The sequence below is a fragment of the Chitinasiproducens palmae genome, assembly GCF_900095735.1.
In the GTDB taxonomy this organism is placed as follows: Bacteria; Pseudomonadota; Gammaproteobacteria; order Burkholderiales; family Burkholderiaceae; genus Chitinasiproducens; species Chitinasiproducens palmae.
Genome location: NZ_FNLO01000001.1, coordinates 380,191 through 400,857 on the forward strand (window position 1 = coordinate 380,191; position 20,667 = coordinate 400,857).

General features: G+C 65.6%; 19 protein-coding genes and 1 pseudogene. 9 read left to right on the forward strand and 11 right to left on the reverse strand.

The window, feature by feature from the left end; genetic code table 11:
- Positions 1 to 3: 3 nt before the first annotated feature.
- The 5 genes from BLU54_RS01315 to BLU54_RS01335 all read left to right on the forward strand — a co-directional run bounded on the left by BLU54_RS01315 (position 4) and on the right by BLU54_RS01335 (position 5,696).
- On the forward strand, positions 4 to 867 hold the full coding sequence (locus BLU54_RS01315) for an alpha/beta fold hydrolase (protein WP_091903786.1): 864 nt from the start codon (positions 4 to 6) through the stop codon (positions 865 to 867).
- A gap of 20 nt (positions 868 to 887) precedes the next feature.
- The gene (locus tag BLU54_RS01320; protein ID WP_091903788.1) at positions 888 to 1,922 is read left to right on the forward strand and encodes a M29 family metallopeptidase; all 1,035 of its coding nucleotides are present in this window, start codon (positions 888 to 890) and stop codon (positions 1,920 to 1,922) included.
- A 12-nt stretch (positions 1,923 to 1,934) separates the two neighbouring features.
- Positions 1,935 to 2,558 carry an N-carbamoylsarcosine amidohydrolase gene (locus BLU54_RS01325; RefSeq protein ID WP_091903790.1) on the forward strand — a complete coding sequence of 208 codons (624 nt, stop codon included), beginning with the start codon at positions 1,935 to 1,937 and terminating at the stop codon, positions 2,556 to 2,558.
- Between the two features lie 392 nt (positions 2,559 to 2,950).
- Positions 2,951 to 4,546 (forward strand): MFS transporter, encoded by a 1,596-nt coding sequence (locus tag BLU54_RS01330; RefSeq protein ID WP_091903792.1) that lies wholly within the window; start codon positions 2,951 to 2,953, stop codon positions 4,544 to 4,546.
- A 19-nt stretch (positions 4,547 to 4,565) separates the two neighbouring features.
- Positions 4,566 to 5,696 (forward strand): porin, encoded by a 1,131-nt coding sequence (locus BLU54_RS01335; RefSeq protein WP_268874489.1) that lies wholly within the window; start codon positions 4,566 to 4,568, stop codon positions 5,694 to 5,696.
- Between the two features lie 27 nt (positions 5,697 to 5,723).
- On the opposite strand, the gene BLU54_RS01340 is transcribed toward BLU54_RS01335, so the two are convergent.
- The gene (locus BLU54_RS01340; protein WP_235837736.1) at positions 5,724 to 6,317 is read right to left on the reverse strand and encodes a MarR family winged helix-turn-helix transcriptional regulator; all 594 of its coding nucleotides are present in this window, start codon (positions 6,315 to 6,317) and stop codon (positions 5,724 to 5,726) included.
- A 308-nt stretch (positions 6,318 to 6,625) separates the two neighbouring features.
- Between BLU54_RS01340 and BLU54_RS01345 the strand changes: the two genes are divergently transcribed.
- The 3 genes and pseudogenes from BLU54_RS01345 (at position 6,626) to BLU54_RS01355 (ending at position 10,336) form a co-directional block, all read left to right on the forward strand.
- On the forward strand, positions 6,626 to 7,948 hold the full coding sequence (locus BLU54_RS01345; RefSeq protein WP_235837737.1) for an MFS transporter: 1,323 nt from the start codon (positions 6,626 to 6,628) through the stop codon (positions 7,946 to 7,948).
- Between the two features lie 90 nt (positions 7,949 to 8,038).
- Positions 8,039 to 9,079: an XdhC family protein gene (locus BLU54_RS01350; RefSeq protein ID WP_091903796.1), complete on the forward strand. Its 1,041-nt coding sequence runs from the start codon at positions 8,039 to 8,041 to the stop codon at positions 9,077 to 9,079.
- A gap of 72 nt (positions 9,080 to 9,151) precedes the next feature.
- A pseudogene (locus BLU54_RS01355) lies at positions 9,152 to 10,336 on the forward strand (benzoate/H(+) symporter BenE family transporter).
- Between the two features lie 121 nt (positions 10,337 to 10,457).
- Here the strand turns inward: BLU54_RS01355 and pcaD are convergent.
- From pcaD to BLU54_RS01405, 10 genes are all read right to left on the reverse strand, one after another.
- The gene (pcaD, locus tag BLU54_RS01360; RefSeq protein WP_091903798.1) at positions 10,458 to 11,237 is read right to left on the reverse strand and encodes a 3-oxoadipate enol-lactonase; all 780 of its coding nucleotides are present in this window, start codon (positions 11,235 to 11,237) and stop codon (positions 10,458 to 10,460) included.
- A 126-nt stretch (positions 11,238 to 11,363) separates the two neighbouring features.
- Complete coding sequence (locus tag BLU54_RS01365) at positions 11,364 to 11,660, reverse strand: YciI family protein (protein ID WP_091903800.1); 297 nt, start codon at positions 11,658 to 11,660, stop codon at positions 11,364 to 11,366.
- Positions 11,661 to 11,801: 141 nt separating this feature from the next.
- Entirely contained in the window at positions 11,802 to 12,086 is a 285-nt protein-coding gene (catC, locus tag BLU54_RS01370) for a muconolactone Delta-isomerase (protein WP_091903802.1), read from the reverse strand.
- A 94-nt stretch (positions 12,087 to 12,180) separates the two neighbouring features.
- Positions 12,181 to 13,518 (reverse strand): short-chain fatty acid transporter, encoded by a 1,338-nt coding sequence (locus BLU54_RS01375; protein WP_091903804.1) that lies wholly within the window; start codon positions 13,516 to 13,518, stop codon positions 12,181 to 12,183.
- 152 nt (positions 13,519 to 13,670) lie between these two features.
- Positions 13,671 to 14,636 (reverse strand): 3-hydroxyacyl-CoA dehydrogenase, encoded by a 966-nt coding sequence (locus BLU54_RS01380; RefSeq protein ID WP_091903806.1) that lies wholly within the window; start codon positions 14,634 to 14,636, stop codon positions 13,671 to 13,673.
- 2 nt (positions 14,637 to 14,638) lie between these two features.
- A complete protein-coding gene (locus BLU54_RS01385; RefSeq protein WP_091903808.1) occupies positions 14,639 to 15,334 on the reverse strand; it encodes an SDR family oxidoreductase in 696 nt (231 codons plus the stop codon).
- A gap of 64 nt (positions 15,335 to 15,398) precedes the next feature.
- Positions 15,399 to 16,487 (reverse strand): cyclase family protein, encoded by a 1,089-nt coding sequence (locus BLU54_RS01390; RefSeq protein ID WP_235837738.1) that lies wholly within the window; start codon positions 16,485 to 16,487, stop codon positions 15,399 to 15,401.
- A 342-nt stretch (positions 16,488 to 16,829) separates the two neighbouring features.
- Positions 16,830 to 18,032: a 3-oxoadipyl-CoA thiolase gene (gene pcaF, locus BLU54_RS01395; RefSeq protein WP_091904472.1), complete on the reverse strand. Its 1,203-nt coding sequence runs from the start codon at positions 18,030 to 18,032 to the stop codon at positions 16,830 to 16,832.
- A 73-nt stretch (positions 18,033 to 18,105) separates the two neighbouring features.
- Positions 18,106 to 18,756 (reverse strand): 3-oxoacid CoA-transferase subunit B, encoded by a 651-nt coding sequence (locus BLU54_RS01400; protein WP_091903811.1) that lies wholly within the window; start codon positions 18,754 to 18,756, stop codon positions 18,106 to 18,108.
- Positions 18,757 to 18,773: 17 nt separating this feature from the next.
- Entirely contained in the window at positions 18,774 to 19,436 is a 663-nt protein-coding gene (locus tag BLU54_RS01405; protein WP_091903813.1) for a 3-oxoacid CoA-transferase subunit A, read from the reverse strand.
- Positions 19,437 to 19,843: 407 nt separating this feature from the next.
- Here BLU54_RS01405 and BLU54_RS01410 point away from each other — a divergent pair, with 407 nt between their 5' ends.
- Positions 19,844 to 20,653 carry an IclR family transcriptional regulator gene (locus BLU54_RS01410; protein ID WP_235837739.1) on the forward strand — a complete coding sequence of 270 codons (810 nt, stop codon included), beginning with the start codon at positions 19,844 to 19,846 and terminating at the stop codon, positions 20,651 to 20,653.
- The last annotated feature ends 14 nt before the right edge of the window (positions 20,654 to 20,667 follow it).

Consider the following 20,667-nt stretch of genomic DNA (forward strand, 5'->3'; position numbering starts at 1 on the left):
GGCATGAGTCCATCCTCCAATCTCCTGTATGGCGGCAACGTCGGTGCAAATGGCATCCGCCAGCACTATCTGCGATATCGCGGCGACGCCGCCTCGCAAGCGGGACACGATCCCGTCATCATCGTGCCCGGCATCACGAGTCCGGCCGTGACATGGGGTTTTGTCGCCGAGCACTTCGGCGAGACGTTCGACACCTATGTCCTCGATGTGCGTGGTCGGGGTCTCTCGTCGGCCTCGGACACGCTCGACTACAGCCTCGATGTGCAGGCGGCGGATCTGAGCGCCTTCGCCGAGGCACTCGGGCTCGAGCGTTACAGCGTGGTAGGCCACTCGATGGGCGGGCGAATCGCGGTTCGCGCGGCGAGCCGTCATGCGGGCGCCATGGCACGCCTCGTGATGGTCGATCCGCCGGTCTCCGGTCCGGGCCGACGGCCGTACCCGTCGAAGCTGCCCTGGTACGTCGATTCGATGGCGCTGGCCCGCGACGGTATGGATGCCGAGGCGATGCGCGCATTCTGTCCAAGCTGGACCGACGAACAGCTGAAACTGCGCGCGGAATGGCTGCACACCTGCGACGAGCGGGCGGTACGCGAGAGCTTCGACGGCTTCCACACGGACGACATTCATGTCGATCTGTCGCGCGTGCAACTGCCAGTGCTGCTCGTTACCGCAAGCCGGGGCGATGTCGTGATGGATGCCGACGTGGCCGAAATCGAGACACTGTTGCCAGCTGTGCGCCATGCCCGCGTGCCGGACGCGGGTCACATGATCCCCTGGGACAACGAAGCTGGCTTCTATGCCGCGCTCGGCGATTTCCTCGGCGCCCCCGTTCCGCTGGCCACGTCTTCCGCGCCCGTTGCGCGCTGACACGATTACGGAGAACCATCATGCCAGTCAGTGATTACCAGATGGTCGAAGCCTGGAAGGAAGTGCTCAGGCTGTCCCGTCTCGAAGCCGGCCAGACGGTGACCATCCTCACCAGCTCGGGGACGCATCCGCAGACGCTGGCCACCGCGCTGATCGCCACGCAGACGATGGGCGCGGTTGTGAACCGGCTCGATCTGCCGCCGGTGAACGGCGAGAAGGCGTTGAGCCGTGATGCGTTGGCCTACCTCGGTACGACGCCGCTCACCGGCAATCGCGCGGCGGTCGCTGCACTGAAGGAAAGCGATCTCGTCCTCGACCTGATGACATTGCTGTTCTCGCCGGAGCAGCTCGACATCTTGAAGACCGGCACCAAGATCCTGCTGGTGGTCGAGCCGCCGGAGGTGCTGACCCGTCTCGTGCCGACGTTGCAGGATCGCGAGCGGGTGCTCGCCGCAAAAGCCCGCATCGCCGGCGCCAGGACCATGCGCATCCGATCCGTCGCGGGCACCGATTTCCATTGCCCGCTAGGGGAGTTCGCGCCTATCGCCGAGTACGGCTTCGTCGACGAACCCGGCCGCTGGGACCATTGGCCGAGCGGCTTCGCATTGACTTTCCCCGACGACGGGAAAGCGCGCGGGCGCATTGTCATCGACCGCGGCGACATCCTGCTGCCGCAGAAGCGCTATGTGCAGGAGCCGATCGAGCTGACCATCGAAGGCGGTTATGCCACGAAGATCGCGGGCGGCATCGACGCCGAACTGCTGTCGGAGTACATGGCCACCTTCAACGACAAGGAAGCGTACGCGATATCGCATATCGGTTGGGGCCTGCAGCCGCGTGCACAGTGGTGTGCCCTCGGGCTTTATGACCGGGAGGCGACGCTCGGCATGGATGCGCGTGCCTTCGAGGGCAACTTCCTGTTCTCGCTCGGCCCGAACAACGAAGCGGGCGGCAACCGGACGACAACCTGTCACATCGACGTGCCGCTGCGCCACTGCGACGTATTTCTCGACGACGAGCCCGTCGTTCGGAATGGCGTCGTGCTAGATAGATAACACACGGTCACCATGTCAAACGATCTCGAAACCTACCAGCGGCAGAGTTTTGGCCAGACGCTGCAGCCGAAGGCACCGGTAGCGCTGCTCATCGTCGACTTCGTCAACAGCTTCGCCGACCCGGGCCGCTTCGGCGGCGGCAATATCCGCGACGCGATCCGCAACACGGTGCCGCTGCTCGCGCATGCCCGCGAGCGCGGCTGGCCGGTGGCCCATACGCGCATCGTCTTTGCCGACGACGCGTCGGATCACAACATCTTCACGGAGAAGGTGCCGGGCATGCTGACATTGAAGGAGCATGACGACGGCAGCGCGATCGTCGACGAGCTGGCGCCGCAGGCGGGCGAACTCGTGGTGCGCAAGACCGTGCCGTCGGCATTCTTCGGCACATCGCTTTTCGCCTGGCTCGCGCAACGCGGCGTCCAGACGCTGGTCGTGGCCGGCGCGGTGACAAGCGGCTGCGTGCGCGCGTCGGTCGTCGATGCCATGCAGTACGGTTTCCGGCCGTTCGTGCTGTCCGACTGCGTGGGCGACAGGGCGCTCGCTCCTCACGACGCGAACCTATTCGACATGGCGCAGAAGTACGCGGTGGTGATGTCGCGCGACGACGCGCTCGGCTTGCTAGGCGCGCTGTGATCTGGGCTGCCTTCGCGAACGCGGCGGCGCTGTCAGCGCCAATGGCGCCAGCTTCTCGATCGGTCGTGAAGATCTTAGCCGTTAGATTAGGCATGCAAAGTGTATCAACGGGGCGGAAACGGGGGTAGGTGCTCGGACGGCGTCCCCCGCATTCGTCGTCGTGCCCGATTTGCGGAATCGGGACCCGGTTCAACGTCATGGGCGCACACGATGCGGCGATCCGGTCCGTCGTCACGTTGCCAAAGCGTGCCGATCGGCGAGTCGCAACGCTGATCGGGTACGGCAGCGATCACTGTCTCTGCCACAGGTCTTTCGAATCATCAGCCGTCTCGTCCAGGACCAAACAGGCTCCGAATCGAGGCCGTACTTGTGCGGTATCCACTGATCCAAACATGGCTACTACAACATCGGAAAATACCGAAGCGGGCGTGACGAAGCGGCAGTTCCTCCTGATCTTCGCATCGTCGTTTGGTGCCTTGCTCGAGTGGTACGACTTCTATGTCTATGCAGCACTGGCGGGCGTGTTCGGATCGTTGTTCTTTCCAAGCGGCAACGACACCACCGCGTTTCTCGCCAGTCTCGCAACGTTTGGCGCAGGCTTTCTGGTGCGCCCGCTGGGCGCGCTGTTCTTCGGCCGGCTTGGCGACAGGATCGGACGCAAGTACACGTTCATGGCGACCATCGTGCTGATGGGGGTGTCGACCGTCGGTGTCGGTCTGCTGCCGTCCTACGAACGGATCGGCATGGCGGCGCCGATCCTGCTTGTCGCGCTGCGCTTGTTGCAGGGCTTCGCGCTCGGCGGAGAGACCGGCGGCGCAGCCACCTATCTTGCCGAGCACTCGCCGCCGACCAAGCGCGGCTTCTACACCAGTTCCTTGCAGACCACCGCGACGCTTGGGCTGCTGACATCGATCGTCGTGGTCGGCGTGACGCGGGGATTGATGGACGAATCGAATTTTCGCGCCGGTGGCTGGCGCGTGCCGTTTCTCGTCTCGATCGTGCTGTTGGCGGTCTCGGTGTATCTGCGGACCAAGTTGTCGGAATCGCCGACCTTTCAGCGCATGAAGCACGCGGGAAAGCTCTCTGCCTCGCCGATCGGCGAAAGCTTCGGCACCTGGGGCAATCTCAAGTATGTGCTGATCATGCTCTTCAGCACCGCCTCGGGCGTGGGCGTCGTGTTTGGAACCGGGCACTTCTATTCGATGTATTTCCTGCAGAACACGTTGAAGGTGGCCCCGAACACCGTCAATCTCTTTCTTGCCATTGCGCTGGTCGGGGTATTTCCGTTCTATCTGTTGTTCGGCTGGTTGTCCGATCGGATCGGCCGCAAATGGATCATGATGCTGGCATGCCTGCTGTTGGCCGTCACCACGCAGCCGATTTTCCGTGTGTTGACGCATTACGCGAACCCGAAGCTGGAGGCGTTCCAGCGGAATGCGCCGGTGACGGTGCACGCAAGCGGCTGCAACTTCTCGCTGTTTGCCGCGCCGAGCAGCGATTGCGACCGCATCCGCACCTTTCTCAGTGCCGCGGGCGTGTCGTATGAACAGGCGCCCCAGCTGCGAGGACGAGCCGCACACACCACGATCGGCCGGGTTGAAGTCGAAGGCGCGGATCAAGCCGCGTTGGAGCGGGCGCTGGTGGCGAACGGCTGGTCCAAGCACGCCGACCCTGCGACGGTGAATGGACCGATGGTTGTTCTCCTGATGTGGCTGCTGCTGCTGTATCTCGCAATGGTGTACGGGCCGATGGCAGCGTTCATGGTCGAGCTTTTCCCAGCGCGGATCCGCTACACCTCGTTGTCGCTGCCGTTCCATCTCGGATCGGGCTGGTTCGGCGGCATGCTGCCGTTCGTGGTCTCGGCGATGTCCGTGGCAGCGGGGAATGTCTACTTCGGCCTCTGGTATCCGATCGTGATCGCCGCGATCTCGTTCGTCGTCGGCGCGCTTTTCGTTCCGGAGACGTACCGGCGTGATATCACGCAATAATCGACCTGTACCGCGGCGGGTGGCTTGCGCGGGGGGGCGGATCGAACGCGCGGCCGCAAGCCCGCGGCTGGCGTGGCTCGCGCTCTGTTGCATCGGCGTCGTCTGCAGCCTGCCGGCCCGCGCTGCGTCCGGCGTGACGCTTTGGGGCGCCGTCGACGCGGGCGTGACCTACGTGAACAATCAAGTGGGTGGACACAGCTATGCGATGGACAACGGCATCGCGATGCCGAATCTGTTCGGCATGCGTGGCGTCGAGGAATTGGGCGGCGGCAACCGAGCGGTGTTCGAGCTGATCGATCAATTCAACCTCGGTACCGGCACTACCTTCCCGACCAATGGCGGCGGCATTTTTGGACGCAACGCCTATGTGGGACTGCAAAGCGACCGTTATGGAAAACTCACTTTTGGCGAGCAGTACGACTTCATGATCGATTCGTTGCTACGTTTCGACAACTCGATCTCGATCGCCGGTCTGTATGGTTTCAGGCAGGGCCCGTTCGCCGGCCTCGGGATCCCAGGCAACGTCTCGGGTAGCGCGAACTTCGACCGGATGTCCGGTACGGCGATCTCAAATTCGGTGAAGTACGTTACGCCGACGGTCGCGGGCTTTTCGGGCGGTGCGCTATACAGCTTTGGCGGTGTGCCGGGTTCGCTCGCCCGTGGCGACGGCAACAGCGTCGGCCTGAATTACGCGGCGGGGCCGCTTGCCGTCGGAGCCGCCTACACCTACCAACGCTATGCGGCGCTCGATCGGGGCTATGCCGGGATCCGCAACTTCGGTGCCGGCGTCGACTACAAGTTAGAGCGGCTGGCCATCGATTTTCTATATACGAACACGCGGAACACAGCCAACGGCGCGGCGATCAACGTCCTGCAAGTCGGCGCCCGCTACCAATTGACGCCGGCTTTCTCGTTCGGCGGCGCCTATCAGTTGATGAAGGGCAACGCCACGCTCGCCGAAGACCAGGCGCACCAACTGTCCGCGGGGGCACGGTATGCATTATCCAAGTCGACGGTCGCCTATCTCGAAGTGGTCTACCAGAAGGTTTCGGGTGACGACGATCCGAAGGCGTGGATCATGGCTGTGCCGAAGGCGTCAGGAAACGACCGGCAGCTGTTAACCCGCATCGGCATTCTGCATCGCTTCTAACAGGGCGCCGGTCGCCGTGGCCGGCGATCAATCGAAATGCTTCAACGACGTACGCCCGAACTGGTTGTTGCCCTCGACCAGCTGCATCATCAAACGGACGAACACGGTCTGGTCCTGCGCGCTCAGCGGGGACAGGAACCTCACTTGGGATTCACGCATGCTGGCATACATCTCCTTCATGATTTTCCGGCCACGCGCAGTGATATTGGCGATCTTCAAGCGGCCGTCGGTCGGACTCGGCTCGCGTTTGACCAGGCCGCGCTCTTCCAGCCGCCGCAGCACGTCGGCCATCGTCGTTCGATCCACCCCCACTTCGGCACACAAGGAGGTCTGGTCGAGATTGGGACGTTCGCTCAGTGTGGTCAACAATCCGTACTGAACCGGCGTTATCGCAAAGTCCTTGCAGCTTTCGAAAAAGAGCGCGACGTGTATCTGATTGAGACGCCGAATAAGGAAACCGGGTCGCTGCCAGAGATGGCCGGTTTCGACCGCGCCCGTCTCGCTTATCCCATTGTCGTCGTCAATTCTGCTCATTTCCGGTGTCAAAAGCTCGCAAAAAGTCTGATTCAGGCGCAAGTGTAGCGTTGATGCCAGGCGATTGCCACATTGCGGCATGGGCATTACCGTAGCTCGCGGGAAAACCCTGGCTAACCGCTTGGCTGTTTTGCACGCGCCCCGCCTTGCGCGCGGTTTTTTTTCAAGATACAAATTATAACGTCAGCGTACTGACGAAGACGCATCCCGGTTCTAGTGCATGATCGGGCCGCTTTGAAACACGGCGCCGTTTTCTGCACTGAGTCATACGCTAAGTTCACCGAAATAGTGCAGATGATGTTTTCGCTCCGACAATTCCATTTTTATAATCAGTACACTGATTAAATGCGCGTCCCCTCAATGAAACACCCTTGCACAGTAGATGGAGCAAACACATGAGTTCAACCTCGGTACGCACGCGGTCGGCCGTCGACGGTCGCTCGATGTCGGGAAACGACATCAAGACCTTGATGCTCGCGTCGCTCGGCGGCGCGCTCGAGTATTACGACTTCATCGTCGCGGTCTTCTTCACCAAATTGCTGGCCACGGTGTTCTTTCCGCCAGACACCCCTGAATGGCTGGCGCAGTTGGAAGTGTTCTGCATCTTCGCGGCGGGCTATCTGGTGCGGCCGATCGGCGGGATCTTCTTCGCTCACTTCGGCGACCGCATCGGGCGCAAGAAGATGTTTGCACTGAGCCTGTTTCTGATGGCGGCGCCGACGCTCGTCATCGGCATGCTGCCCGGCTATGGACTGGTCGGCTTGGCGGCGCCGCTTCTCTTTCTGCTGTGCCGCGTCCTGCAGGGCCTGTCGGTCGGTGGCGAAGTACCGGGCGCGTGGATCTTCTGTGCGGAGCACGTGCGACGCGACCGTATTGGGCTGGCCTGTGGCCTGCTAATGTCAGGTTTGTGCACGGGCATCCTGCTCGGCGCGCTGAGTGCGAAGTTCCTGATCGGTAACCTGGACGCGGAGGCGCTGAAGACATGGGGCTGGCGCATCCCCTTCATCGCTGGCGGCGTATTCGGCCTGATTTCCGTGTATCTGCGCCGCTATCTACAGGAAACGCCGGTGTTCGAGGCGCTGCGCGCCAAGCGTGAAGCCGATGCGCGTCTGCCACTGTCGGTGGTGCTCACACAGCACCGCAAGGCGCTGATTTTCGGCCTGCTCTCGACCTGGGTATTCTCCGGCATCTTCGTCCTGTACTTTCTGTACAGCCCGACCTTCTTCCAGACGCAGTTCCATCTGGGCGCCAAGGAGGTCTTCACCAACAACTCCTGGTCGATCTTCGGCTTGATCGTCGGCAGCACCACCGCTGGCTGGTTGGCCGACAAGATCGGTGGCGGTCGCGCCTATGCAATTGGCAGCGTCGGCATGCTGGTGGTCACCACGGCGTTGTTCGTTGCACTGCGCAACAACAGTGGCGCGGTCTGGCCGCTCTACATCATCGGCGGCTTCGTGATCGGCACCATCACCCTGGGCCCGTACATCATCGTGAAAAGCTTCCCGGCGGAGGTGCGCTTCACCGGTTTCGCGCTGTCCTACAACATCGCCTACGCGTTGTTCGGCGGTACCGCACCCGCGATAGCGTCGTTCCTCGTCGGCAAGCAAGGCATCACGATGGCACCCGCCTGGTATATCGGTGCGCTCTGCGTGCTCGGCGTGCTGATCGGCTTGGTCTGGAAGGCACCGAATCATGACGACGCCGAGTTGCAGCACTGATTGCGCCGCATGCCGATCAACGGCGATCCAGGCAGGGATCGACGGGCGCAAGGGTCCGGGGATGCCAGCGCCACCTGCCCGGCCCCTGCGATGAACAGCGAGGACTTCGACGTGCTTGCGCACTGCGCGGCCTGGGCGAGAGATGAGTCGCCGGTGGTGCTGGCCACGGTCGTCAAGACGTGGGGTTCGTCGCCGCGTCCGGAGGGCGCCATGCTGTGCATCCGGGGCGACGGACGGGTCGTCGGGTCGGTTTCAGGCGGTTGCATCGAGGACGACCTGATCGCGCGCTTCAAGCGCTCGGAATCGCGACCGGTCCGTCCCGAAATCGTCGAGTATGGCGTCACGGCCGACGAGGCGCGGCGTTTTGGCCTGCCTTGCGGTGGCACCATCCGGCTGGTGCTTGAGCCTGTCTCGTCGGAAAGCAAGATTGCGGCGCTCTTCGAAGCGGTGGCGCGCGGCGAACTGATCGCAAGGACGCTCGACCTGCGCACCGGCGCCTCGTCGTTGCGGCGCGCGTCGGCGGCCGAGGCCGTCACGCTCGTCGGCAATGTGCTGACCACGATTCATGGACCTCGCTACCGAATGCTGGTGATCGGCGCCGGTCAACTCTCCCGTTATTTCTGCGAGATCGCGCGCGGCCTCGACTACCAGATTACCGTTTGCGATCCGCGTGACGATTATGCGGACGATTGGCAGGTCGCGGGCAGCCGGCTGTCGCGGGAGATGCCTGACGACCTGGTGCTGCAGATGCGCCTGGACGCACGGTGTGCCGTCGTCGCGTTGACGCACGATCCCAAGCTGGACGATCTCGCACTGATGGAAGCCCTTCGCACGCCGGCCTTCTACGTGGGCGCACTCGGGTCACGGCGCAACAACGCAATGCGGCGCGAACGGCTGCGCGAATTCGATCTGACCGAGTGGCAGATCGCGCGGCTTCGTGGCCCCGCCGGCATCTACATTGGCAGCAAGACGCCGGCGGAGATTGCCGTGTCGATCCTCGCGGAAGTCACGGCCGCGAAGAACGGCGTCGACCTCGCCGACGCGATGCGGGTGCCGGCCGCCAAGGCGCGTTTGGACGATCCGAGCCATTTCACCGCCGCGTGTTCCATCGCTGCGTCGGCGCATCTGTGATGCACATAGCCAAGCAGTATCAGGTTGACCGCTAGCGCGAGTCCCGATGGCCGAGCGCGAACGAGCGGCAGCTTGTATCTGGCGCTGGCGTTCGTCTGCGTCACGTTTTCCGCGACGGGGCCGATCGGCATCCTGATGACGGCGGCGCGGCAAGCAGGCCTGTCGAAGCAGCAGACGTCGTCCTTGATGTTCGCGGCGCTGCTGATCAGTGGACTGGCCAGCGTCGTGGTGAGTTACATGACGCGCCAGCCCTTGCTGTTTCTTTCGACGATTGCGGGGGCCTTGCTGATGCCGCCCGTGGTGCTGCATTACGGCCTGGGCGCCGCTGTCGGCACCTGTCTTGTATGCGGTGCTGCACTGGTGGCGCTTGGCGTGACGGGCATCGTCACGGTGCCGGACCGCTGGGTACCGATGCCGGTCGCGATGGCAATGATCGCTGCGCTGTTTCTGCGCTACGTGGTGGCTGTCGTGCATGCCAGCGTCACCGCGCCCTGGCTCGGCGCGGCGATGCTGGCCGTCTTCGTTGGCCTCAGTTGGCCCGAGCGCCATCGGACCACGCCGTTGCCACCGATTGCCGGTGCGTTGGTCGCGTGTGCCGCGGTCCTGCTGCTGAGCGGTTTCTGCGTAGGCGCGGATGCGGCGAACCATTGATTCGCGACACCGATGCTGCTGTGGCCGACCTTCGACATCGGGGCGTTGGCCGAAGTGGCGGTGCCGATGCTGGTCACGATGGTTTTCGTGCAGAACGCGCAGGGTATAGCGGTATTGCGGGCCGCCCGTCATCGCGCGTCCCTGCGCCGCGTGACGGCGATCAGCGGCCTGCTCACCGTGCTGACGGCACCTTTCGGCGCCTGCCTCGCGGTGCTTGCCGGTCCGTCGAATGCAATCCTGGTATCGGCCGGCGCGCGTGGGCGGCAATACGTTGGCGCATTGAGCGTCGGCGCAACGTTCGTCGCGATCGGCCTTATTTCGACCGCCTACGCGAACCCGCTGGGGGTGCTGCCCGCAGCATTCGTGACCCTGCTTGCGGGGCTGGCGATGCTGCGCGCACTGGAGAGTACCTGTTTTGGCGCGTCGTTTGCCGCGTCTTTCGCCGCGTCTTTTGCCGCGTCTTTTGCCGCGTTTGCGCCCCGGTTGTCGCTCAGCGCGCTGGTCGTGTTCGTCACCGTGCTGAGCCAAGCAAGCTTTCTCGGCGTGGGTTCGGCATTCCGGGGCGTGCTGGCCGGTTGCGTCGTCTTCCACCTTCTGGAGCGGTAAGCCGCGTGTACCACCGGCGTGCCGACGGCGCTGGCAGAACCACCGTCATCGGCCACGACGGCGCTCGATGAGCCGGCGCGTTGCCGAAGCCGCCGCAGCGCGGACGACGGTGCCGCGCCGCTCAGTTCAGCAGGAAATCGCTGACCGCCTCGGCGAACGCTTGCGGTTGCTCCCAGTTCGACAGGTGGGCGGCATCGAATTCGACCAGGCGGGCGTTCTGGATGTGGCTCGCCAGGAAAGCGGCGTCCGACGGCGGTGTCGGCACGTCGCCGCTGCCTGCGATCACGAGAGTCGGCTGGGTGATCGAAGCGATGCGTTCGCGCAGGTCGCTCGCCGCCAGTGCCCGGCAATTTGCGGCGTAGCCGGCGTCGGGCGAACGCAGCAGGATGGCCTTCAAGGCGGCGGCGCGCTCGGGGTTGGCGGCCGCGAACGGGGGCGTCAGCCAGCGCGAAATCACCGCGTCGGCGATTGAGCCGATGCCATCCCGCTCGACCGCGCTTGCACGGTTTTCCCAGTTCTCGGGCGGGCCGATGTACGCCGCGGTGTTGGACAGCACCAGCCGTTCGATCCGATCCGGGTAATCCAGAGCGAGCTGCTGGCCCGTGATGCCACCCATCGACAGGCCGCAGAAATGGACCTTTTGCAAACCGAGATGGTCGAGCAGCCCGATCGCGTCGGCCGCCAGTGTTGCGAAACGATAGGGACCGGGCGGCACCGATGACTGGCCGTGCCCTCGGGTATCGTAGCGCAGCAGGCGGAAGTCGCGCAGCCACGCGTCGCGTTGCGGTGCCCACATGTCGAGCGAAGTGCCGAGGGAGTTCGACAGCATCAACACCGGGCGCTGCACGTCGCCCTCCAGTTCGTAATGCAGACGGACATCGGGCAGGTCAGCGTAGGGCATGTTCTTGTCTCCTTGTCGGGTCGGAATTGGGATGCACGAGTGCGGCGGCCGTCGGCGCAGTGTCGACGTGTGCGGGGGTGTCGGCGCGCGTCGGCGCGTGTCGGGCGCCGGCGCGGCCCGCTGCGGTCAAAGGAAGGACTTGCCGTCGAGATAGGCCTTGCGCCAGCGGCGAATCTCGACGCGGTCGAACAGATCGGCTTGCGTGAACGGATCGGCGGCGATGAAAGCCTCCGCTTCGGCGCGCGTCTCGACCGCGAGCAGGTAGACGCCACCGTCCGCGTCCTCGCTGTCGTCCGCCAGCTTCGCGCCGCACGCCAACAGCAAGGCCTTGTTGTCCTCCAGGAAGCGCAGATGCGCGGGGCGCGCGCCCAGGCGTACCGGCAGGTGGTCGGGCTTGTCGAAGGTTTGGATCAGGTAGGGCATGGATCTGCTCCGGGCCGTCGCGCCATCGGCGGACGGCGAAGGGGAACCACCGCTCCCGGGCGCCGCGCGGCGCAACCGCTGCTGTTGCGGCTCCTCCACGGGGGCTGCACGCGCGGGTCGGGGCGGTCGGTCCCGTGTTGCTCAGTTGGGTGCGATGGCGGACGGATGCTGTGCCAACGGCGTCACACTGATCTGCATGAACGGAAACAGCGGCAGGGCGCTGAGCAACTGATGCAGTTCGTCGTTGCCGGCAACGTCGAACACGCTGTAGTTGGCATACTCGCCGGCCACACGCCACAGGTGACGCCACTTGCCCTCGCGCTGCAGCCGCTGCGCCATCGCTTTTTCGTCCGCTTTCAGCGCATCGGCGCGCTCGGCGGCGACGGTGTCCGGAATCCGGACGATCATGTGAACCAGATACAGCATCGCGTTCTCCTCGCATGGTGGATCGAATGGCCGGACGCGGCCGCGTGCGAAAGCGTCTTGACCAGGAGTGGCTGCCGCTGCGCGGCGGCCGGATTCAGCCCAGATAGCCCCAGAGCAGGACCGCGGCTACGTACACGATCCCGACCCAGAACATCATGATGACCGTGTAGCCCATCACGTCCTTCAGCTTCAGGCGCGACAGCGCCAGGGCCGGCAGGATCCAGAACGGCTGCACCAGGTCGTTCCAGGCATTGCCGAGCATTACCGCCATGGCCGTCTGCGCAACCGAACCGTGCAGCGCCTTGGCCGCATCGATCATGAACGGTCCTTGAATGACCCAGTGCCCGCCCGCCGATGGCGCGAAGAAGTTGATCAGCCAGGAACTCACCAGGCCCCAGAACGGCAGCGTTTGTGCCGAGGCGACGTCGACGAACCAATGCGAGATCGTGCCGACCAGCCCGGAGGCGGCCATCACCGCCATGATGCCAGCATAGAACGGGTACTGCAGGATGATGCCGGCGATCGTCTTGATGCCTTCGTTGAGCTTGTCGACGTAGTTCTGCGGCGTGCCAAGCAGAATGATGCCGAGGAACAGGATGATGAAGTTGATCAGGTTGAGGTCGAGACCGCCACCCGCGATGAAGTGACCGACGACATAGACCACGCCCACCGCGCCGATGATCAGGCTGAGCACGCGGCTGTTGTTGAGCCGGTTGGCGAGCGTGTTCTCGGCCAGCACCGCCTGCAGGCCGGTATTGACCGGCCCCTTCTCGCCGAGTGCCGGATCGATCTCGATCACGGTGTCGCCGCGCTTCGGATGCAGCCATGCGTTGAGCAGCGGCAACGTGACGAGTACGACGAGCGTCGTGATCAGCATCGGCACGGAGAAGATCGTTTCCCGCAGCGGGATGACACCCATCTGCGCTTCCATCGGGTGACCCTTGGTCGACACTAGCACCGGGATGCTGGCCGACAGGCCCAGTCCGTAGAAGGTGAAGCCGCTATAGGCGGCAGCGATGATCAGCGGGTAATGCACGCCGCGCACGCGCAAGGCCAGCTTGCGCGCGACGATACCGCCGACCACCAGCCCGAAGCCCCAATTGAGATAGCTGCCGATCGCGCCGACCAGCGTCGCCACCACGATTGCCGTACGCGGCTGGTGCACCGCATTGACGATGCGATCGAGCAGACGGTCCGTCAGCGGCGCGGTCGCGAGCACATAGCCCATCGCCAGGATCACCGCCATCTGCGTGGTGAACGACAGCAGATTCCAGAAGCCCTTGCCCCAGGCACTGGTCACCGCGAGGAAGCCCTGGCCCTCGACGAACATTGCCAGCAGCATGGTCAGCAGTGTCAGCGCAATCGCGAAGACGAACGGGTCTGGCAGGTAACGCCGCATCAGCTCCGTGAAGAAGCCGGTGATCTTGGACATCGTATGTTGCTCCTCTCAGATCTCGATATGCCGCGCGGCGATCGTGCTGTCGCCTCGCACGGCAGTGACGCCGACCCGGTGGGGTCGGCTGGCTTGGTGTTGGCGCGACCCCACGGGGCCGCGCCGCGCCGGACAGGTGTCCGGCCGATGGTTCATGCGTCGTCGGGTTGGCGTCGGCGCCTTTCACGCACCAGCGCCATCAGCTCGCGATCCCGCCAGTCGACGCGCGCCTGCCATTGATCGAGCGGCACGGCCTGACGGCGTTGCGCATTGACCTCGGCGACCAGCTCCGGGGTCCACGGATCGTGCTGCCCACGCTCGGCGCCCATCCGTGCATACGCGGGTCCCAGTTTCTCCGCATGAGACGCAATGCCGCCGCGGGTATTGAGATCGACGGTCTCGAAGGGGCCGATCACCGACCAACGCAGGCCGAGGCCGTCGCGTACCACGGTGTCGATGTCGTCGACCGAGGCGACGCCGTCGCGCACGAGGCAGTAGGCTTCGCGCAGCAGCGCGCCCTGCAGGCGGTTGAACACGAAACCTTCAATCTCGCGCCGCACGTGCACCGGCGACAGACCGGCGCCGCGATAAATCGCGTCGGCGCGCGCGACGGTCGCGGCGTCGGTGAACGACGCCGGCACCAGCTCGATCACCGGGATCAGATACGGCGGATTGCCCGGGTGCGCGATCAGGCAGCGGTGCGCGCCTGGCAGGGCGGCGGCGAAGGCCGAGGCGGGCAGCGCCGAGCTGGCGCTGGCCAGCACGGCGTCCGATGCTGCGAGCCGGTCCAGCTCGGCAAACAGCGATGCCTTCAGGTCGAGGCGCTCCGGCGCGCATTCCTGCACCAGCATCGCGCCGGCCACCGCGTCGCTCAGCGTGTCGTCGATCGAAAGGCGGCGCAACAACACGTCGGCCGGCTCGTCGAGCAAACCGAACGCCGCCAGACCGCGCACGCGCTGAGCGAATTCCCCGGGCACCGCCGCGCGTCGCTCGGCGTCGGGATCGAACAGGCCGACCGCGTGACCGGCGCGCGCGAACACCACGGCGAACGCGACGCCGATGCTGCCGCCGCCGACGATGGCAATCTTGCCGTGCTGCGAAGAGAGCGCGCTCGACACCGTCAGACTCCCGCGACGCCGACCGTCATGCCGCCGCAGACGTAGAGGGTCTGGCCGGTGACGAAGCCGCTGCGCGCATCGAGGAAATAGGAAACCGCGTGCGCAACATCGTCGGGCGTGCCGACGCGCTTGACCGGCACGGCGTCGATGATCGCCTGCGTGCGGGGCGCGCCCGGTGGGTTGGCGCGGTCGAACAGTTCGGTGCGAATCGGTCCCGGACCGATGGCATTCGCGGTGATGCCGTCCGCGCCCAGTTCGAGTGCCCAGACGCGCGTCATGCCGAGCAGACCGGCCTTGGTCGCCGCATAGGCGGTACGCAGTTCCTTGCCGAGGGCGGCGCGCGACGACATATTGACGATGCGCCCGAAACGGGCGGCGCGCATGCCCGGCAGCAAGGCCTGCATGCACTGCAGCGCGGTGCGCAGGTTCAGCGACCATGCCAGCGACAGTTCGTCGAGCGTCTGCGCTTCGGCATTGGCCGGGCAGACGATGCCGACATTGTTGACCAGCCGGGTGATCGGCCCGCCGGCCAGGGCCGCTTGCAGCGCCTCGGCGGTTTCCGTCGGATCCGACAGGTCGGCCCGGATGCCGTCGCCGACGCGGTCGATGATCACGGTGTCGTAACCGTCGGCGCGGCAGCGCGCGGCGGTGGCCGCGCCGATGCCCGAGGCGCCGCCGGTTATCAGTACTCTTTCCATGCAGGTTGCTCTGTTTGTCCGAGGCGGCACCGTCCGTGCCGCCTCGAATGGGTGCGTTCAGGGTTCAGACGGTTGCCACCGGCGTGAGCGGCGAGGCGACGGCGCCGGGCAGGTTCAACGGCGGTGCGGTCAGCAGGAAGCGGTAGCGGTCGTGGGCGCGTAGCCAGGCCGCCAGCGGCGACAGGCGCCACAGTTCGCCGAGATGGACACCAAGCTTGAACAGGCAGTGCTCGTGCAGCGGCAAGGCGGCGCAGCAGGCGTCGCCGCCTGCGGCCGGATGCGCTTCGACCGCGTAGTTGTCGGCCGCGATCGCGGCCAGTTCGGTGTCGGTGATCCACTGCAGCAACTTCTCGTCGCGCCCGTCGAGCACGGCGCCGAGCGCGTTCAGGCGTGCCGGATCCGGCTGGCGGTTCATGCCAAGCACCGCTTCGGCGAAGCCTGTATGCAGGCAGACGATGTCGCCGCGTTCGATCTCGACGCGGTCCGCGTCGAGCACGCGTTGCAGTGCGTCGTAGCCGACCAGCGTGCGCGCGTCGCCGTAATGGGCATGCAGGTCGACCATCGCGGCGCGTCCCTGTACCGCGTGCTCTGCCATCGGCCCCACGCCCAGCGCGTGCGCGGCGGAGGTGCTGGGCCAGCGCCCGTCGACCTGCCGCGAGTCCGCGTCGATGCCCGCATCCGCGCGATCGCTCGGGCCGATCAGCTCGACGCCGGCGCGGAAGCCGTTGTAGTAGACCGGTTCAGGGATGCCGTCGCCGTCGGCGTCGAACATCGAGCCGGCATGTGACAGTCCATCCCACTGCGTCGAATATTGCAGGTGGAGGATGGCGAGATCGTCCGAAAGCACGTCCGGGCGTCCGGGTTCGAGTTCGCCGAGCAGGCAGTTGAAGTTCACCAGCCCGCGTCGGCGCGTCGGGCGCAGCACCGGCGGGTGGCGATTCGGGTTGAGCGCGTTGCCGCCGGGGTAGTCGAGCGGCAGGCTCAGCGAGAAGGGGAGGCCTTCCCGTGCTTCGGCCAGCCCTTCCCGCACTTTCTGCCGGGTGATCAGATTCAAGCGGCCCAGCTGATCGTCCGGGCCGAAATCGCCCCAGGTCGAACCGGCGGGGCGCTGCCGCCAGCGCGGAGACCGGCCGGCAGGCATGTCGTTGCTCATGACTTCACTTCCTTTGCTTGATGCTGGGAGCGGTTTGCGCTCCTTCCATTCCGCGTCGCTGCATGTATTGCCATCTGCATCGCGATCTGTCCCGCGACCCGTTTCGTTCCGCAGTCCTCTGTGTATTGCGGATGGCTGCCGCATCGGGTTCAGCAGTGCTGCCGCGTTCGCTGCTACCGCATTCGCTTCAGCCGACGCGCCACCGGCAGTAAAGCGGGGCGGCGGCATGCGTCCGCGAGCCGGCCCGCCGCCGCTGGCCAGCCTGCGCCCGCACGGCCAGGCCACGCAGCGCAGGCCGGGCTACCGCGGTGCTGATGCCGCGCGCGTCCTCCGCCCGACAACTCAGACGCGTTCGATCGCCAGCGCGATGCCCTGGCCAACACCGATGCACATCGTGCACAGCGCGTAGCGACCACCGGTGCGCTCCAGTTGCAGCAGGGCGGCCGTCGCCAGCCGGGCGCCGCTGGCGCCGAGCGGATGCCCGAGCGCAATCGCGCCGCCATTTGGATTTACCCGCGGGTCGTCGTCCGCGACGCCAAGCAGACGGAGGACGGCAAGTCCCTGGCTTGCGAACGCTTCATTGAGTTCGATCACGTCGAACTGGTCGATCGACATGCCCAGACGTGCCAGCAGACGCTGCGTGGCGGGCGCCGGGCCGATGCCCATCACGCGCGGCGCGACGCCCGCGGTGGCCATGCCGAGCACGCGAGCGCGCGGCGCCAGGCCGTGACGGCGTGCGCCGGCTTCGTCGGCCAGCAGCAGGGCCGCGGCACCGTCGTTGACGCCCGACGCGTTGCCCGCGGTGACGGTTCCGTCCGGACGCACGACGCCCTTCAACCGCGCCAGCGCTTCGAGGCTGGTTTCGCGGGGATGCTCATCGCGCGACACGGCGACCGGCTCGCCCTTGCGCTGCGGCACCCAGACCGGCACGATTTCCTGCGCAAGCGAGCCGTCGGCCTGCGCGCGCGCCGCCTTCTGCTGGCTGCGCAACGCGAATGCGTCCTGGTCTGCGCGGCTGACCTTGTAGTCGGTCGCGACGTTCTCGGCGGTCTCAGGCATCGAGTCCACGCCGTAGCGCTCGCGCATCAGCTTGTTGATGAAGCGCCAGCCGATCGTCGTGTCCTGCAGCTGCGCGTCGCGGGCAAACGGCGTTGCGGCCTTGCCCATCACGAACGGCGCACGACTCATGCTTTCGACGCCGCCAGCGATCAACAGGCCGGCCTCGCCGCTGCGAATCGCCCGCGCGGCGATGCCGATCGCGTCGAGCCCCGAGCCGCACAGACGGTTCACGGTCGCGCCCGGGACCGCCTCGGGCAGGCCGGCGAGTAGCGATGACATACGCGCGACATTGCGATTGTCCTCGCCCGCCTGGTTGGCGCAGCCGTAGATCACGTCATCGAGCGCCGCCCAATCCACCTTTGCGTTGCGCTCGGTCAGCGCGCGGATCGGTACCGCGCCGAGATCGTCGGCCCGCACGTTGGATAGCGCGCCGCCGTAACGGCCAAAAGGCGTGCGGATCGCATCGCAGATGAAAGCTTCGCTCATCAGTGTCTCCTTGCGCAGTGCTGCGCGTGTCAGTCGGCGCCAGCCGGATCGGCCGCGCCACCGCGGCACCGTCTCAGGCGCTCAGCGGCTCGTAGCGCATCGGTACGCCGGTCAGTTTCAGCAACGCGTCGAAGTCGAGATCCGAGAAAATCTCGCGCACGGCCAGGCCGGTGTCGGTCACGTCGATCATCGCGAGGTCGGTATAGATGCGATCGACGCAGCGCACGCCGGTGACCGGATAGGTACAGGCCGCGACGATCTTGCTCTGGCCGCTCTTGGTCAGGTGCTCGGTCATCACATAAACCTGCTTGGCGCCGATTGCCAGGTCCATCGCGCCGCCCACGGCGGGGATCGCGTCCGGTGCGCCGGTGTGCCAATTCGCCAGGTCGCCATCGACCGACACCTGGAACGCGCCGAGCACGCAGAAGTCGAGATGGCCGCCACGCATCATGCCGAACGAGTCCGCATGGTGGAAGAACGCGCCGCCCGGCTTGAGCGTCACGTGCTGCTTGCCTGCGTTGATCAGGTCGTCGTCTTCCTCGCCCGGCGCGGGCGCCGGGCCCATGCCCAGCACGCCGTTCTCGGAATGCAGGAAGATTTCGCGATCGGCGCGCAGGTGGTTCGCCACCAGCGTCGGCACGCCGATGCCCAGGTTGACGTACGCGCCTTCCGGGATGTCGGCGGCCACGCGGGCGGCCATTTCGTCACGGCTGAGTTTCTTCATGATGTTCTCCTGGGCGGTCAGCCGACCGCGACCACGCGGTCGACGAAGATGCCCGGCGTTACGATCGCTTCGGGATCGAGTTCGCCCAGCGGCACCACTTCCTTCACCTGCACGATGGTGGTGGTTGCCGCCGTCGCCATGATCGGGCCGAAGTTGCGGGCCGTCTTTCGATACACGAGATTGCCCCAGCGGTCCGCGCGATGCGCCTTGATCAGCGCGAAGTCGGCCTGCAGCGGCGTCTCGAAAACATATTGGCGGCCGTCGATCTCGCGCGTTTCCTTGCCTTCGGCAAGCGCGGTGCCATAGCCGGTCGGCGTGAAGAAGCCGCCGATGCCGGCGCCCGCGGCGCGAATCCGCTCGGCGAGGTTGCCCTGCGGCACCAGTTCCAGTTCGATGTCGCCGGCGCGGTACAGCGCGTCGAACACGTAGGAATCCGTCTGACGCGGGAACGAGCAAATGATCTTCCGAACCCGCCGCGCCTTCAGCAGTGCCGCCAGCCCCGTCTCGCCGTTGCCGGCATTGTTGTTGACGATGGTCAGGTCGCGCGCGCCGTGGGCAATCAGCGCATCGATCAGTTCGGCCGGCATGCCTGCCAGTCCGAAGCCGCCGATCATCACGGTTGCGCCGTCGCGAAGCGGCGCAACCGCGTCGGCGATGTCCGGGCAGATTTTGTCGATCATGGTCTTCCTTTGACGGCGAGCCGTGGCTCCGCGTGCGCGGCGGCAAGCTGCTGGCAGCTCGGGCCGCGGCAGGGGCCAGCGACCGAGATAAGGGTTCGAAATGTTCGCATATCGAACGTAGTTTCGTATAGCGAACGCTTTGCGGCGATATTAGGAGCGCGGGAGGGCGCTGTCAAGGCCGACCGACTGGTCAGGCGGGTAATTGCGCCGCGCCGCGCGGGCCGCTGCGGCGGCGGATGCGAACCGGTGACCGCAGGACGCGCACGTCGCCAGTACCGGCATGGATCGAGCGCAGCGCATGCATGGCGTGGCGCGCACGCTTCCGCTATGCTTCGCGTTCCCCCTACACCAGACAGATCTCGCGTGCCGTGACCGATCCGACGCCCCGACCTGCCGCCCAAACTGCCGTGAGCGCCGCCGAAAGCGCCGCCGAAAGCGCCGACGTCACCGAACGTCCTGGAGACGCCTACGTGCAGTCATTCGCGCGCGGTCTGGCCGTGATTCGCGCGTTCAATGCCGAACGGCCGGCGCAGACTCTTACCGACGTCGCACAGGCAACGGGCCTCACGCGCGCGGGCGCGCGGCGCATTCTGCTGACGCTGGTGGCGCTGGGCTACGTCGAAACCGAGGGCCGGCTGTTCCGGTTGACGCCGCGTATCCTGGATCTCGGCTTTGCATATCTGACGTCGATGCCGTTCTGGAATGTCGCGGAACCGGTGATCGAGTCGCTGGTCGCCACGGTGCATGAGAGCTCATCTGCGGCAGTGCTGGACGGCGATGAAATCGTCTATGTGTTGCGCGTGCCGACGCACAAGATCATCACGGTGAACCTGTCGATCGGCAGTCGGCTCCCTGCGCTGTGGACGTCGATGGGCCGCGTGCTGCTTTCCGGCCTTGACGATGCCGCCCTCGATCGTGTCATCGCGCAGGCACCGCTTGAGGCGCGCACGCCGCGTACGCTGGTGGAGCCGGCCGCGCTGCGCGAAGAAATCGCGCGCGTGCGCGCGCAAGGCTGGGCAGTGGTCGATCAGGAGCTGGAGCGCGGCCTCATTTCCCTATCCGCGCCAATTCGCAATCGGCAGGGTCGCATCATCGCCGCGATCAATATCAGCGGTAACGCGCAGCGCAAATCGGCCAAGCAGATGGTGAAGGCCTTCCTGACGCCGCTGCAAAGCGCCAGCGAAGAGATCTCGGCGTTGATCGCGCGCCGTGGCTGACCACGGCGCCGGCG

Coding starts and splice junctions, on each gene's coding strand:
- BLU54_RS01390 (WP_235837738.1), bottom strand. CDS start 16,487: ATGAGCAACGACATGCCTGCCGGCCGGTCTCCGCGCTGGCGGCAGCGC.
- BLU54_RS01340 (WP_235837736.1), bottom strand. CDS start 6,317: ATGCCCATGCCGCAATGTGGCAATCGCCTGGCATCAACGCTACACTTG.
- BLU54_RS01375 (WP_091903804.1), bottom strand. CDS start 13,518: ATGTCCAAGATCACCGGCTTCTTCACGGAGCTGATGCGGCGTTACCTG.
- BLU54_RS01350 (WP_091903796.1), top strand. CDS start 8,039: ATGAACAGCGAGGACTTCGACGTGCTTGCGCACTGCGCGGCCTGGGCG.
- BLU54_RS01315 (WP_091903786.1), top strand. CDS start 4: ATGAGTCCATCCTCCAATCTCCTGTATGGCGGCAACGTCGGTGCAAAT.
- BLU54_RS01330 (WP_091903792.1), top strand. CDS start 2,951: ATGGCTACTACAACATCGGAAAATACCGAAGCGGGCGTGACGAAGCGG.
- BLU54_RS01320 (WP_091903788.1), top strand. CDS start 888: ATGCCAGTCAGTGATTACCAGATGGTCGAAGCCTGGAAGGAAGTGCTC.
- BLU54_RS01405 (WP_091903813.1), bottom strand. CDS start 19,436: ATGATCGACAAAATCTGCCCGGACATCGCCGACGCGGTTGCGCCGCTT.
- BLU54_RS01365 (WP_091903800.1), bottom strand. CDS start 11,660: ATGCCCTACCTGATCCAAACCTTCGACAAGCCCGACCACCTGCCGGTA.
- pcaF (WP_091904472.1), bottom strand. CDS start 18,032: ATGAGCGAAGCTTTCATCTGCGATGCGATCCGCACGCCTTTTGGCCGT.
- catC (WP_091903802.1), bottom strand. CDS start 12,086: ATGCTGTATCTGGTTCACATGATCGTCCGGATTCCGGACACCGTCGCC.
- BLU54_RS01345 (WP_235837737.1), top strand. CDS start 6,626: ATGAGTTCAACCTCGGTACGCACGCGGTCGGCCGTCGACGGTCGCTCG.
- BLU54_RS01385 (WP_091903808.1), bottom strand. CDS start 15,334: ATGGAAAGAGTACTGATAACCGGCGGCGCCTCGGGCATCGGCGCGGCC.
- BLU54_RS01325 (WP_091903790.1), top strand. CDS start 1,935: ATGTCAAACGATCTCGAAACCTACCAGCGGCAGAGTTTTGGCCAGACG.
- pcaD (WP_091903798.1), bottom strand. CDS start 11,237: ATGCCCTACGCTGACCTGCCCGATGTCCGTCTGCATTACGAACTGGAG.
- BLU54_RS01400 (WP_091903811.1), bottom strand. CDS start 18,756: ATGAAGAAACTCAGCCGTGACGAAATGGCCGCCCGCGTGGCCGCCGAC.